15 protein-coding genes are annotated in these 13557 nt (G+C 67.7%); 7 read left to right on the forward strand and 8 right to left on the reverse strand.

Annotated features, from left to right (window positions below; genetic code table 11):
• Positions 1-218: 218 nt before the first annotated feature.
• Positions 219-1142, forward strand: a complete 924-nt coding sequence (locus BN3794_RS01300; protein ID WP_066092200.1) for an IS110 family RNA-guided transposase — start codon at positions 219-221, stop codon at positions 1140-1142.
• A 66-nt stretch (positions 1143-1208) separates the two neighbouring features.
• Here BN3794_RS01300 and BN3794_RS01305 read toward each other — a convergent pair whose 3' ends face one another.
• Complete coding sequence (locus tag BN3794_RS01305) at positions 1209-1553, reverse strand: hypothetical protein (protein ID WP_066092214.1); 345 nt, start codon at positions 1551-1553, stop codon at positions 1209-1211.
• Positions 1554-1883: 330 nt separating this feature from the next.
• Between BN3794_RS01305 and BN3794_RS15690 the strand changes: the two genes are divergently transcribed.
• Positions 1884-2102 carry a SymE family type I addiction module toxin gene (locus BN3794_RS15690; RefSeq protein ID WP_078059511.1) on the forward strand — a complete coding sequence of 73 codons (219 nt, stop codon included), beginning with the start codon at positions 1884-1886 and terminating at the stop codon, positions 2100-2102.
• 93 nt (positions 2103-2195) lie between these two features.
• On the opposite strand, the gene BN3794_RS15695 is transcribed toward BN3794_RS15690, so the two are convergent.
• Together BN3794_RS15695 and BN3794_RS01315 are read right to left on the reverse strand one after the other, a co-directional pair.
• The gene (locus BN3794_RS15695; protein ID WP_078059512.1) at positions 2196-2639 is read right to left on the reverse strand and encodes a DUF4826 family protein; all 444 of its coding nucleotides are present in this window, start codon (positions 2637-2639) and stop codon (positions 2196-2198) included.
• Between the two features lie 309 nt (positions 2640-2948).
• Complete coding sequence (locus tag BN3794_RS01315) at positions 2949-3914, reverse strand: IS1595 family transposase (RefSeq protein ID WP_147675608.1); 966 nt, start codon at positions 3912-3914, stop codon at positions 2949-2951.
• Positions 3915-4751: 837 nt separating this feature from the next.
• On the opposite strand from BN3794_RS01315, the gene BN3794_RS01320 reads away from it, so the two are divergent.
• On the forward strand, positions 4752-5777 hold the full coding sequence (locus BN3794_RS01320) for an integron integrase (RefSeq protein WP_066092221.1): 1026 nt from the start codon (positions 4752-4754) through the stop codon (positions 5775-5777).
• A 57-nt stretch (positions 5778-5834) separates the two neighbouring features.
• Here the strand turns inward: BN3794_RS01320 and ilvD are convergent, their stop codons facing one another.
• Positions 5835-7673, reverse strand: a complete 1839-nt coding sequence (ilvD, locus tag BN3794_RS01325) for a dihydroxy-acid dehydratase (protein ID WP_066092226.1) — start codon at positions 7671-7673, stop codon at positions 5835-5837.
• A gap of 121 nt (positions 7674-7794) precedes the next feature.
• Here ilvD and BN3794_RS01330 point away from each other — a divergent pair, with 121 nt between their 5' ends.
• The 4 genes from BN3794_RS01330 (at position 7795) to BN3794_RS01345 (ending at position 10218) form a co-directional block, all read left to right on the forward strand.
• On the forward strand, positions 7795-8349 hold the full coding sequence (locus BN3794_RS01330; RefSeq protein WP_066092228.1) for a DUF1190 domain-containing protein: 555 nt from the start codon (positions 7795-7797) through the stop codon (positions 8347-8349).
• Positions 8350-8364: 15 nt separating this feature from the next.
• Positions 8365-9546 carry a glutathionylspermidine synthase family protein gene (locus BN3794_RS01335; RefSeq protein WP_066092231.1) on the forward strand — a complete coding sequence of 394 codons (1182 nt, stop codon included), beginning with the start codon at positions 8365-8367 and terminating at the stop codon, positions 9544-9546.
• 64 nt (positions 9547-9610) lie between these two features.
• Entirely contained in the window at positions 9611-9964 is a 354-nt protein-coding gene (locus BN3794_RS01340) for a DUF3147 family protein (protein WP_066092234.1), read from the forward strand.
• Complete coding sequence (locus BN3794_RS01345; RefSeq protein WP_425476682.1) at positions 9961-10218, forward strand: YkgJ family cysteine cluster protein; 258 nt, start codon at positions 9961-9963, stop codon at positions 10216-10218. Before BN3794_RS01340 ends, BN3794_RS01345 begins: the two co-directional genes overlap by 4 nt.
• Before the next feature lie 21 nt (positions 10219-10239).
• Here BN3794_RS01345 and BN3794_RS01350 read toward each other — a convergent pair whose 3' ends face one another.
• The 4 genes from BN3794_RS01350 to BN3794_RS01365 all read right to left on the reverse strand — a co-directional run bounded on the left by BN3794_RS01350 (position 10240) and on the right by BN3794_RS01365 (position 13430).
• Positions 10240-10443: a hypothetical protein gene (locus BN3794_RS01350; protein WP_066092240.1), complete on the reverse strand. Its 204-nt coding sequence runs from the start codon at positions 10441-10443 to the stop codon at positions 10240-10242.
• Between the two features lie 146 nt (positions 10444-10589).
• Positions 10590-11135 (reverse strand): gamma carbonic anhydrase family protein, encoded by a 546-nt coding sequence (locus BN3794_RS01355; RefSeq protein ID WP_066092244.1) that lies wholly within the window; start codon positions 11133-11135, stop codon positions 10590-10592.
• A gap of 79 nt (positions 11136-11214) precedes the next feature.
• Positions 11215-12213, reverse strand: coding sequence for an aldo/keto reductase (locus BN3794_RS01360; RefSeq protein WP_066092247.1), 999 nt, complete (start codon positions 12211-12213; stop codon positions 11215-11217).
• A gap of 137 nt (positions 12214-12350) precedes the next feature.
• Positions 12351-13430: an aldo/keto reductase gene (locus BN3794_RS01365; protein WP_066092250.1), complete on the reverse strand. Its 1080-nt coding sequence runs from the start codon at positions 13428-13430 to the stop codon at positions 12351-12353.
• Between the last annotated feature and the right edge of the window lie 127 nt (positions 13431-13557).

Here is a 13557-nt window from a genome sequence, read left to right on the forward strand (position 1 = left end):
CCTAACGCCTTATGTCTTGATTTTCCCCTAGCTTAGGCGCCGAGAGCCCGGCGTGCGCGCCCGATAACGCCTCGGTGTAGCAGCACCGTAATTCAGCAGGGGCCGCACGCCGGATCTCGCGCCCTGCGCCCGGACAGTTGACCGAGGTCTCCCTCGAACTGATAAGCGTGGGCTCGGGCGCGATGCTCTCGACCGGCCAACTCTAACGGAGAACGGGCATGACGGCAGTGGGCATCGATGTGGGCAAGGCAAACCTGGACGTGGCCATCGAGGGCCGGCCCAGGGTGGTGCGGGTGGCCAACAGCGCGGCAGGCATACGCAAGCTGGTCCGGCAGCTGGCGGGGCTGAACCAGGCCCGTATCATGGTCGAGGCCACCGGTGGCTATGAAGAGCCCCTGCTGGAGGTCTGCTGCGATGCCGGCCTGTGGGTGGCCCGGGTCAATCCCCGCCAAGCCCGCAACTTCGCACGCGCCGCCGGGGACGTGGCCAAGACCGACGCCATCGACGCCCGGCTGCTGTGCCTGATGGCAAGCATGTTCGCCGACCGGCTGCAGCGCTACCGCGCCCCGTTGCCCTGGCAACGCGAGCTTCGGGACTGGCTGCGCCGACGCGGCCAGGTGGTCACGGCGCTGCAGGCCCACCGCCAGCAGATGGTGATGTGTCCGGGGCCGATCCGGTCGCTGGCGGCGAAGACCATGACCGCCCTGCGCCGCGAGCTGGCGGCGATCGACCAGCAAATGAAGGTCCTGCTGGACACGCATGCAACGCCGGCCCTGGGCTCCTGCAAGGGCCTTGGACCGATCTTCCAGGCCACCAGCCTGGCGCTGCTGCCGGAGCTGGGCGCGTTGACCCGCCGCCAGATCGCACGCCTGGTCGGCGTGGCGCCGATGAACCGAGACAGTGGCCAGAGCAGTGGTGTACGCCGGATCCGTGGTGGGCGGGCTCCGGTGCGCGTGGCCCTGTACATGGCCACGCTGTCGGCGGTGCGCTGGGACGAAACGATGAAGGCGCACTACAGGCAACTGCGCGCACGCGGAAAGCTGGCCAAGGTCGCGCTGGTCGCCTGCATGCGCAAGCTGCTGACGATCGTCAATGCGCGGCGACGCGATGAGTTGCTGCGGGAAGCCGCAGTGCCTGCCTGACCGCTGGTCGGAAGACAGTTGCTGAATTAAGCCGCGCCGCGAAGCGGCGTCGGCTTGAATGAATTGTTAGGCCGCGTACCCATAGAGGGTAGATGCGACCACGAAAGCAATGATGACGAAAATAGTGCCGACGAACCAAGCCACAGCTGGAAAAATAGGGCCGATAAGTAACTGAAGGATGCGATCAGTCTCTGCCATGGAAATTGGCTGGATGGCGTTTGCTCGCCGGAGCCGGCCCCAGCCGAGTGAGAAGAAGCCCATGAGTGAAATGAAAAAGAGACAGACTGCCGCTGTCGCGGACCATGAGTCTTTGTCGTTGATGCCAGAGATGATCAGCAGAACAGGAAAGATACCGATGGCCGCGAAGCAGAAGCAGAAGCGGGACCAAGATAAATTGATGGTCTTCGTCATAGTTTGATTAGCGGCCTAACGCTTGAGTTAAGCCGCGCCGCGAAGCGGCGTCGGCTTGAATGAATTGTTAGGCGGGCGCCGACATTGGTTGACGACGCCCGCTGAAACCGCTACGTTGACCACCGGTGCTGAACACACCTCTACTAGCGGACTGACCGTACCCGAAAGATCGCGGTTTTTTTGTGCCTGTAGTTTATGACTATGGCCGGGTAGCGCGCAGCCATACAAGACCCGAAAGGGAAAAGCTGCGGGCCGTCTAGTAGCGGTGTTCAAGTACCCGGCCGCCCCTCTGAACAAGGGGCGTATTGAACAAACTACTAGGAGGCCATCATGGCTGCTCAAGCTCGTACTCTCCCCGCTCGTCGTGTGCTCACCGTCGGCTACAGCCCGTATACCCTCAAGCGCGATCACCGACCGCCACCGCCGGCCGTTCCGTACCTGCGCTTGCGTGGCCACTGGTTGCGACAGGCTGGCTTTGCCGTTGGCCAAAAAGTGAGCATCAATATTGCTGATGGGTGCATCACGATCATTCCGAGCTCGGAAGGCTGATCTATAAGGTTGGGTGGACGAAGCATGCTTTGTTCACCCGCCTAACGCCTGAATTAAGCCGACCCGCGAAGCGGGTTCGGCTTGAATGAATTGTTAGCCCTCATCGGTGTCCCATGCATCGGCATCAGCAACCCAATCAAGAAGTAACTCAGCTCTTGAGGCAAGCATCGGGGCAAGCTCTTCATCGCGGTCGCCGGAGCCAATGACAAAAGTTGGATGCCTTATGCCACGGGACATGTACTGTGCTGCCTCCTGCCAAATTGAAGCAATAGCGCGCACTGCCTCACGCGGGTTCTTTGCTTCATTGGCTGAGACATAGTCGTTTGGGAGGTCGCCGCAGATTGCCCACCAACCAATTAAGCCCGGTTTAGCGAAAGACTCGACGGCCCACACTGAAACATATGGTGAAACATGCCAGGCAGGTACATCGCCGACAGAGCCATGAGGAATACCCTCGCCGCGCAAATACTTACGAATTTCCTCGCGTCGCTCGGCGAGCCATTGAGCTTCTACTTCGGGGTCGTCGAAATCCTGCATATGAGTGCTAACGCCTGAATTAAGCCGCGCCGCGAAGCGGCGTCGGCTTGAATGAATTGTTAGGCCGCGTACCCATAGAGGGTAGATGCGACCACGAAAGCAATGATGACGAAAATAGTGCCGACGAACCAAGCCACAGCTGGAAAAATAGGGCCGATAAGTAACTGAAGGATGCGATCAGTCTCTGCCATGGAAATTGGCTGGATGGCGTTTGCTCGCCGGAGCCGGCCCCAGCCGAGTGAGAAGAAGCCCATGAGTGAAATGAAAAAGAGACAGACTGCCGCTGTCGCGGACCATGAGTCTTCCTGATTAGCACGCACTTTCAGTCGAGAACAGCGGCACATCGCGCAACGTTCTCTCCGGCCAAGGCTTTGCAGTAGCCGCCGTGGCCAAAAGACTCGGCACCAGCCGAGTCAGGTCGAAGCGACGGTTGAACCGCCACATCGTCTCGGCCAGGTAGCGCTGGGCGTACTTGGCGAACTTGAAGGCGTGATACGCCCCGTCCAGCGAGCGCTTGAGGTTGGACAGCACGACATTGACCCAACGGGCGTTCTCTTCCTTACAGCGGCCGCGGCCATGGCCTTCGATGACGGTGTGCGCATGCTCGGCTTCCAGCGCCCGAAACGCGCCCAGTCCGTCGCTGTAGACATCCGATCCCGGATGCAAGCGCTGCCCGATCCAGTCCGACAGGGCCGCCTTGGTGAAACCCGGCACCAGGTCGATCGCTGCGTGCCGTGGGCGACCGTCGTCAGTGGTCTCCACGGCGATCACGAAAGGGCGCTTGTTCTCCGAGCCACGGCCGGCCTTGCCGCCGTTGCGTTCCCCACCCAGGTAGGCATCGTCCAGTTGCACGATCCCGCCCAGCTTGCGGCCCGCCTCGCGCTCGGCCATCGCCTGCATCAGCTTGTGCTTCATCCGCCACGCCGCCGGGTAGCTCACGCCCAGGTGCCGCATCAGCTCCAGCGCCGACAGGTTGGTCTTGCTCTGGCCCAGCAGGTACATGCCCAGCAGCCAGGTCCGCAGCGGCAGCTTGCTGTTGTCCATCACCGTACCCGAGCGCAGGCTGGTCTGGCGGTGGCAGGCCGTGCACTGCCAGTACGTGGCACCGTGACGCTGGAACCGGCTGTGCGCCGTACCGGCGCAACGAGGACAGACGAAGCCATGCGGCCAGCGCGAGGCCTCCAGCGCCTGCTCGCACTGGCGCTCGCTGCCATAGCGCTTGAGGAACGCCGGCAACGACAGGCCCGGCTGGAACTGCACACGGTTCATGGCCATCTTCTGATCTCCCGAGAGCGATGACCCCAACATGCTGCGTAACGCTCTCACCACTTGCGACTGCGCTGAAAGATCGTGCTAATCAGGTGAGTCTTTGTCGTTGATGCCAGAGATGATCAGCAGAACAGGAAAGATACCGATGGCCGCGAAGCAGAAGCAGAAGCGGGACCAAGATAAATTGATGGTCTTCGTCATAGTTTGATTAGCGGCCTAACGCCTGAATTAAGCCGCGCCGCGAAGCGGCGTCGGCTTGAATGAATTGTTAGGCGGCACACTACCGCCAGTATGGACTACCAACCTCGTCTAGCCGATCCGCCTCACTGGTTAGAACCGATGCGAGTTGGCGCAATGAGGTTTGATCCAAAGGTACGTAGAACGAAAATGGGTCTAACGATTTTGGGTCGGTTGAATTGGTAAGGCGCAACTCAAGTGCGTATGGATTGCGTTGTACAGCTACAGAGTCATAGACGCCAGCATGAGCTAGGGCTGGAACCTCTTTGCGAGTAATGGAAAGTGTGACTAGCGGCGGAAAGCTAACTAGATGATCCACGCGCGAAAGGGGCTTTGCGGCGCGATAAAGAAGATTGTTGCTCGCCCATGCAATGAGCGCGATGAGAGCAATTGACCCAATGACGAACAGCGCTGTACTCACCTGCGAACTCTCCTGTGCCGCCTAACGCCTATTGGACCGCCTAAACGCGGTGTTGTGCCGAGTATCCTGCATCGCCAAGCGACAGCCAATAGGGAAAATCTTACCGCAGATCATGGCCTTGCCGGATGGTTCGTATGCTGCGGAAGGCGAAGCCTGCCTGTGTTATCCGACACCAAGGCAGGCGTATGGGTTACACCCGCGCGGACAGAGGCGTAACGGGACCCAATTCCCCGAGATTGCTGGACCAGGTGCGCGATCGCCTGCGGTTCCGTCACTACAGTCTGCGGACCGAGCAGGCCTACGTGGGCTGGATTCGCCGCTTCATCGTGGCCAACGGCAAGCGCCATCCGCGCGAGATGGGCCGGACAGAGGTCGAAACCTTCCTGACGACGCTGGCAACCCGTGGCCGGGTCTCGGCCGGCACCCAGAATCAGGCGCTGGCGGCCTTGCTGTTCCTCTACCGGGAGGTGCTGGGAATCGAGTTGCCATGGATGGAGGACGTGGTGCGCGCCAAGCGGGCACGGAAGATCCCGGTGGTGCTGTCGCACGAGGAGGTGGCGCGCCTGCTCGCCATGCTGGAAGGACCCTGTTGGCTGATGGCCAGCTTGCTGTATGGCACCGGGATGCGGTTGCTGGAATGCCTGCGGCTCCGCATCAAGGATGTGGATTTCGCACGCAGCGAGATCGTGGTGCGCGATGGCAAGGGCGGCAAGGACCGGCGCGTACCCCTGCCCGCCCGACTGCGCGGCGCGCTTGAACGGCAGCGACAACGGGCCCTGCTGCTGCACGCCGCCGACCTGGGCGAAGGTGGCGGCCGGGTCTTTCTGCCGCATGCGCTGGCGCGCAAGTATCCCAATGCCAATGCCGAAACCGGATGGCAATACCTGTTCCCCGCTGCGCGCCGTTCCACCGATCCGCGCAGCGGGCGCGAAGGCCGCCACCACGTGGCCGAGGAAGTCCTGCAGCGGGCAGTCAGGACGGCCCGCGTGGCGGCCGGCATCGTCAAACCGGCCACCTGCCACACGTTGCGGCATTCCTTCGCCACGCATCTGCTGGAGGCTGGGCATGACATTCGCACGGTGCAGGAACTGCTGGGCCACAAGGATGTGGCGACCACGCAGATCTACACGCATGTGCTGGGGCGCGGCGCCTCGGCGGTGGCCAGCCCCCTGGACCGGTTACCGGGTGTGGCGACGGATTGGCCTGGGTGACCTGCCAGGGCGCGGCGGGCAGACCCGCGATGCCAGGGGGCTCAACCGTTCGCCGGCTCAATCCCCGAGCAGTTCGCGGTTGCGCACCGCGCCCTTGTCGGCGCTGGTGGCCAGCAGCGCATAGGCCTTCAGCGCGGTGCTGACCTTGCGCGCGCGCGGCTGCGCGGGCTTCCAGCCGAGGCGGTCCTGGGCGTCGCGGCGCGCGGCCAGTTCGGCCTCGGGCACCCGCAGTTCGATGGTGCGCGCCGGGATGTCGATGCGGATCGGGTCGCCGTCGCGCACCAGGCCGATGGCACCGCCGGCGGCGGCCTCGGGCGAGGCGTGGCCGATGGACAGGCCCGAGGTGCCGCCGGAGAAGCGGCCGTCGGTGAGCAGGGCGCATTGCTTGCCCAGGCCCTTGGACTTCAGGTACGAGGTCGGGTACAGCATCTCCTGCATGCCGGGGCCGCCCTTGGGGCCTTCGTAGCGGATCACCACCACGTCGCCGGGCTGCACCTCGTCGCCGAGGATGCCCTTCACCGCCGCGTCCTGGCTCTCGTACACCCGCGCCGGGCCCTCGAACACCAGGATCGAATCGTCCACGCCGGCGGTCTTGACCACGCAGCCGTCCACGGCGAGGTTGCCGTGGAGCACGGCCAGGCCGCCCTCGCGCGAATAGGCGTGCGCCAGGTCGCGGATGCAGCCTTCGCTGCGGTCGGTGTCCAGCGCCGGCCAGCGCTCGGACTGGCTGAAGGCCACCTGGGTGGGGATGCCGGCGGGGCCGGCGCGGTAGAAGGTGTGCACGGCGGTGTCCGGCGTGGCGGTCACGTCCCACTTCGCGATCGCCTCGCCCAGGGTGCGCGCATGCACGGTGGCCGCGTCGGTGTGCGCCAGGCCGGCCCGCGCCAGCTCGCCGAGGATGGCCATGATGCCGCCGGCGCGGTGCACGTCCTCGATGTGGTACTTCTGCGTGTTCGGGGCGACCTTGCACAGCTGCGGCACGCGCCGGCTGAGCGCGTCGATGTCGCGCAGGGTGAACGGCACCTCGGCCTCCTGCGCGGCGGCCAGCAGGTGCAGGATGGTGTTGGTCGAGCCGCCCATGGCGATGTCCAGGGTCATCGCGTTCTCGAACGCGGCGAAGGTGGCGATGCCGCGCGGCAGCGCGCCGGCGTCCTCGGCGCCGTACCAGCGGTGGCACAGTTCCACCGCGGTGCGCCCGGCCTGCAGGAACATCTGCTCGCGGTCGGCATGGGTGGCGACCACGGTGCCGTTGCCCGGCAGCGCCAGGCCCAGCGCCTCGGTCAGGCAGTTCATCGAGTTGGCGGTGAACATGCCCGAGCACGAGCCGCAGGTCGGGCAGGCGCTGCGCTCCACCGCCGCCACCGTCTCGTCGGACACGTCCGGGTTGCCGGCCATGATCATCGCGTCGATCAGGTCGAGCTTGTGGTCGGCCAGGCGGGTCTTGCCGGCCTCCATCGGCCCGCCGGAGACGAACACGGTGGGGATGTTGAGGCGCAGCGCGGCCATCAGCATGCCCGGGGTGATCTTGTCGCAGTTGGAGATGCACACCAGCGCGTCGGCGCAGTGGGCGTTGACCATGTATTCGACCGAGTCGGCGATGATCTCGCGGCTGGGCAGCGAGTACAGCATGCCGTCGTGGCCCATGGCGATGCCGTCGTCCACGGCGATGGTGTCGAACTCCTTGGCCACCCCGCCGACGCGCTCGATCTCGCGCGCCACCAGCTGGCCGAGGTCCTTCAGGTGGACGTGGCCGGGCACGAACTGGGTGAACGAGTTGGCGATAGCGACTATCGGCTTATGGAAATCGCCGTCCTTCATGCCGGTGGCGCGCCACAGCGCGCGGGCGCCGGCCATGTTGCGGCCGGCGGTGGAGGTGCGGGAGCGGTATTCGGGCATGGCGTGGCGCTGGCGCGTGGCTTGCGGCGGTACGGACTGGCGATTGTGGTCCGTTTGCGCGGTTGCTGCTGCAACCGTCGCGGCCGCTATCATGGCCAGCCATCTTTGGACACATGCCGCCATGAAGCGATCCAGGAAGACCGCCCTGCTGCTGATGGGCACCGCGCCGCTGCTGTTGGCCGCGTGCCAGCGCGAGGAGCAGGTGCAGGAAGGGCTGTTCACCTCGGTGCAGGCCTGTGCCGAGCAGACCCAGGACATCGACAGCTGCCGCAAGGCGGCCGCGCAGGCCCAGGCGCAGGCCGCCGACAGCGCGCCGCAGTATGCCAGCCGCGAGGATTGCGAGCGCGACTACCCGGCCGGCCAGTGTGCGCAGCAGCACACCTCCGCCGGGCACTCCTTCATCGGCCCGATGATGGCCGGCTTCTTCATGTCGCGCATGCTTGGCGGCGGTGCGGCCGGACTGGCGCCGCAGTCGGCGCCGGCGTGGCGCGACCGCAACGACCAGTGGGGCCGGGCCACCGCGCCGTCGGGTACCGGTGGGCTGAACACCGCCAGCCGCATCGGCACCGGCCGGGCCGGGCTGGCGCCGGTGACCGCGGTGCCCGATCGCGCGGTCACGGTCAGCCGCGGCGGCTTCGGCGGTTCCAGCCGGGCGCGCGGCAGTTTCGGCGGCTGAGGCCGGCGCGGCGGCATGAAACGGGTTCCCATCGTCGAGCGCGGCGACTGGCGCGCGCAGGCGGCCGAGTGCGGCTTCCGCTTCCACACCATCGACGGGACGCGCTACTGGGACGAGCGCGCCTACTACGCCTTCGGCCTGCGCCAGGTCGAGGACGACCTGGAGGATCCGTCGGCCGAGCTGCATGCGATGGCGATGGACCTGGTCGAGGAGATCGTCGCGCGCGAGGCGCTGATGGAGCGCCTGGCGATCCCGGCGGCGTTCCGCGACTGGATCGCCGACAGCTGGCGCCACCGCGAGCCGCACCTGTACGGGCGCCTGGACCTGGCCTACGACGGGACCGGGCCGGCCAAGCTGTACGAGCTGAACTACGACACCCCGACCTCGCTGTTCGAGGCCGCGTTCTTCCAATGGCGGTGGCTGGAGGACCAGCGCGAGGCCGGGCGCCTGCCGGCCGGGGCCGACCAGTTCAATTCGATCCACGAGGCGCTGGTGGCGCGTTTCGGCCAGCTCGCCGCGCAGCTGCCACCGCCGCTGTACTTCGCCGCGGCGCGCGATTCGGACGAGGACCAGGGCACCGTGGACTACCTGCGCGACTGCGCCGCCCAGGCCGGCCTGCACGGGCAGGCGATCGCCCTGGAGGACATCGGCCTGGCCGCGGACGGGCGCTTCACCGCGCTGGACGACACCGTGATCGGCGCGCTGTTCAAGCTCTACCCGCTGGAGGACATGTTCGCCGACGACTTCGGCCAGGCGCTGCCGGGGTCCGGCCTGCGCCTGCTGGAGCCGCCGTGGAAGGCGCTGCTCAGCGACAAGGGCCTGCTGCCGCTGCTGTGGGAGCGCCATCCGGGCCATCCCAACCTGCTGGAGGCGCATTTCGACGACGGCGGCGAGCTGCCGCCGGGCTGGGTGCGCAAGCCGCTGCACTCGCGCGAGGGCGCCAACGTGGAAATGCGCCTGGACGACGGTCGCCGGGTCGCCAGCGCGGGTCCCTACGCCGGGCCGTGCATCCGCCAGCGCCTGCATGCGCTGCCGCGCTTCGACGGCGGCTACGCGCTGGTCGGCAGCTGGATCGTCGGCGATGCGGCCTGCGGCATCGGCATCCGCGAGGACGACGGCCCGATCACCGGCGACGGCGCCCGCTTCGTGCCGCACGCCATCGTCGAGGATGGTGCGCCGACGGTGCTCTACGCCTGAGCCGCGTGCGCAGGGCCGGGGCGGCGTGCATCATCGGCGTTCCCTGCCGTGGATGCCCCGACCGATGGCCTGGCTGATCGTCAAATACCTGGCCACCGCCGCGGTGGTGGTGCTGGTCTCCGAGTTCGCGCGCCGCAACGACCGGCTCGGCGGGCTGGTGGCGGCGCTGCCGCTGGTGACCTTGCTCACTTTGGTGTGGCTGCACCTGGAACGGCAGCCGCAGGCGCGCCTGGCCAACCACGCCTGGTACACGTTCTGGTACGTGCTGCCGACCCTGCCGATGTTCCTGCTGTTCCCGGTGCTGCTGCCGCGGCTGGGCTTCTGGCCCGCGCTGGGCGTGTGCGTGCTGTTCACCGCGGCGTGCTTCGCGCTGTTCGCGCGCCTGCTCCGGCCGTTCGGCATCGTCCTGTGGCCGTGAGCGCCTGCCGCGACGGCTGCGGCGCCTGCTGCATCGCCCCCTCGATCAGCTCGCCGATCCCCGGCATGGTGCTCGGCAAGCCCGCCGGGGTGCGCTGCGTGCAGCTGGATGCGGCCATGCGCTGCCGCCTGTTCGGCCAGCCCGAGCGTCCCGAGGTGTGCGCCTCGCTGCGCCCGGGGGCGGACATGTGCGGCGCCACGCGCCAGGAGGCGATGGCGCTGCTGGACGGGTTGGAAGCGGCGACCCGGCCCTGAGCTGAGCCGCCGGCCGCGCGATCAACGGGCGGGCGCGCCTGCCGCGGGCGGGGTGCCGCGCAGGCCAGCCTCGAACCCGCTGGCGAAATCGCCCAGGCCCAGGCCGGCGATGGCCAGCAGCGCCGAGGCCAGCAGCAGGTTGCGGCTGTTGCGGGAGTAGCCCACGGCGAGGCCGGCAAGGCCGGGCACGAAGCATGCCGATTCCGTCAGTTCGATTGCCGACATGGCGGTCTTCCTGGTCGATGGAGGAAAGGCCGGCGATGCAACCGGCCGCTCCGGCGCAGCCTATAGCAGGATGCGGTCCCGGCGTTGCCGCCCGCGGGACCGTGGATCATGCCGGCGGCGGGCGGCGGGCGGCATGATCGGCCGGCTCAGCCCGCCGGCGCGCGCAGGTAGTCGTCCTTGACCTGGACATAGTGCGCGGCCGAGTACAGCAGGCCCTCGATCGCCTTGTCGTCGAGGCGGCGCACGAAGCGCGCCGGGTTGCCGATCCACAGCTCGGCCTCGCCCACCACCTTGCCCGGCGGCACCAGCGAGCCGGCGCCGACGAAGCCGTACTTCTTCACCGTGGCGCCGTCGAGCACCGAGGCGCCCATGCCGATCAGGCAGCCGTCCTCGATGGTGCAGGCGTGCAGGATCGCGCCGTGGCCGACGGTGACGTCTTCGCCGACGATCGTCGGGTAGCCGGCCTTGTTGTACGGGCTGTGGTGGCTGACGTGGATGATGGTGCCGTCCTGGATGTTGCTGCGCGCGCCGATGCGCACGAAGTTGACGTCGCCGCGGATCACCGCGGCCGGCCAGATCGACACGTCGTCGCCGAGCACGACGTCGCCGATGACGGTGCAGGCCGGGTCGAGGTAGACGCGCTCGCCCAGCACGGGGCGCTTGCCGAGGTAGGGACGCAGGGGCTGGGACATGGCGGTGCGGACCGGTGGCGGAAGACGGCGCCCAGTGTAAGGCGCCGCCGTCCGTGCCCGGCCGGCGGCGGCCGCGGGCTCAGCGGTTGACCGAGCCCATCATCGCCTCGGGGTAGCGCGTGCCGGCGGCGGCATCGGGCGGGAATGCCGCGTCGATGGCCTCCAGGTCGGCGCTGTCCAGCACCACGTCGAGCGCGCCCAGGTTCTCCTCCAGGCGGTCGATGCGCTTGGTGCCCGGGATCGGTACCAGGTCCTCGCCCTGGGCCAGCACCCAGGCCAGGGCCAGCTGGCCCGGGGTGCAGCCCTTGGCCGCGGCCAGCGCCTCGACCTGCTCGACCAGCGCCAGGTTCCTGGCGAAGTTCTCGCCCTGGAAGCGCGGCGAGCGGCGGCGGTAGTCGTCGGCCGCGAAGTCGTCCGGCGTGCGGATCGCGCCGGTCAGGAAGCCGCGGCCCAGCGGCGAATACGGCACGAAACCGATGCCGTACTCGCGCACGGTGGCGAGCACGCCGTTGCTCTCCGGGTCGCGCGTCCACAGCGAGTACTCGGTCTGCAGCGCGGTGACCGGGTGCACCGCGTGGGCGCGGCGGATGGTGTCCGGCGCGGCCTCGGACAGGCCGAGGAAACGCACCTTGCCCTGCTCGACCAGGCGCGCCATCGCGCCGACGGTGTCCTCGATCGGCACGTTGGGATCGACGCGGTGCTGGTAGTACAGGTCGATGTGGTCCACGCCCAGGCGCTTCAGGCTGGCCTCGCAGGCGGCCTGCACGTATTCGGGGCGGCCGTCGACGCCGCGCACCGACGGGTCGGCCGGATCGAGCTTGATGCCGAACTTGGTGGCCAGGAACACCTGGTCGCGGCGCCCGGCGATCGCCTTGCCGACCAGCACCTCGTTGGTGTGCGGGCCGTACATGTCCGAGGTGTCGAGCAGGCTCACGCCCAGGTCGAGGGCGCGATGGATCACGCGGATGGACGCGGCGTCGTCGCGCTGGTCCGGCCCGTAGAACGCGCTCATGCCCATGCAGCCCAGGCCGAGGGCGGACACGACGGGGCCGTTGCGGCCGAGGGTGCGGGTCTTCATGCGGAATCTCCTTTCATCGATGGAACGGGGGTGCAGGGGGACGGCGGAACGCATGGCCCGGACCGGGAACCGGCCGGGCGCCTGCCGGGGCTGGCTGCGGGTCCCGGCAGGCGGTGCCGGCCGGGCCGTGGCGCGGGTCAGGCGCGAGCCGACTCTACGCGGGTACCGCCGAACACCAGCTGCTGCGGGATCGGGCTGCGCATGAAATCGTGCGGGAAGCCCAGCTCCACCGCGCTGGCCGTTTCCAGCCGCTGCAGCTGCGCGGCGTCGAGCGTGACCTCCAGCGCGCCGAGGTTGTCCTGCAACTGCGCCGGCGTGCGCGCGCCGACGATCGGGATCGGCGCGCCGGGGCGCTGCAGCAGCCACGCCAGCGCCACCTGCGCCGGCGAGTGGCCGCTCTCGGCCGCGACCGCCTTGACCACCTCGCCGATGCCCAGGGTGCGCTCGTCGAGCATGTCGTGCGAATAGGCGACCGCGCCGCGGCCGCCGTCGCCGCCGGGCGCGTTGCCGGCGCCCTGGGCGCGGGCACGCTCCAGGTCGGCACGGGTGTACTTGCCGGTGAGGATGCCCATCGCCAGCGGCGACCACGCCAGCACCGACAGCCCCAATGCATCGGCCATCGGCACCAGCTCGCGCTCGACCGTGCGCTGGGCCAGGCTGTACTCGATCTGCAGCGCCACCAGCGGCGACCAGCCGCGCAGCTCGGCCAGGGTCTGCATCCGCGCCACCTGCCAGGCCGGCGTGTCGGAGATGCCGGCGTAGACGATCTTGCCGGCGCGCACCAGGTCGTCGAAGCCGCGCATGATCTCCTCCACCGGGGTGGTGCCGTCCCAGATGTGCAGGTAGAGCAGGTCCAGGTAGTCGGTGCCCAGGCGCCTGAGGCTGGCCTCGACCGACTGCATCAGGTTCTTGCGGTGGTTGCCGCCGCCGTTGGGATCGCCGGGGAACGGGTTGAGCGTGTACTTGCTGGCGATCACCAGGCGGTCGCGGCGGCCGGCGGCGAACCTGCCCAGCAGGGTCTCGGAATTGCCGTTGGTGTAGAGGTTGGCGGTGTCGATGAAGTTGCCGCCGGCATCGACGTAGAGGTCGAACTGGCGGCGCGCGTCGTCCTCGTCCGCGCCCCAGCCCCAGTCCTTGCCGAAGGTCATCGTGCCCAGGGACATCGGGCTGACGCGCAGGCCGGAGCGGCCGAGCAGGCGGTAGTCGTCGAGCTGCATCGCAGGTCTCCGCAGGGAAGGGAGGCCATGCTAGGGGCGGCGCCAGGGTGGATAAATACGTAAGATCGGGATCGACCTTGAAGAAGTGCTAAACAATGGAGTGCCCGTGATGCCTGCCGATCGCACC

This window comes from Xanthomonas massiliensis, from assembly GCF_900018785.1.
In the GTDB taxonomy this organism is placed as follows: Bacteria; Pseudomonadota; Gammaproteobacteria; order Xanthomonadales; family Xanthomonadaceae; genus Xanthomonas_B; species Xanthomonas_B massiliensis.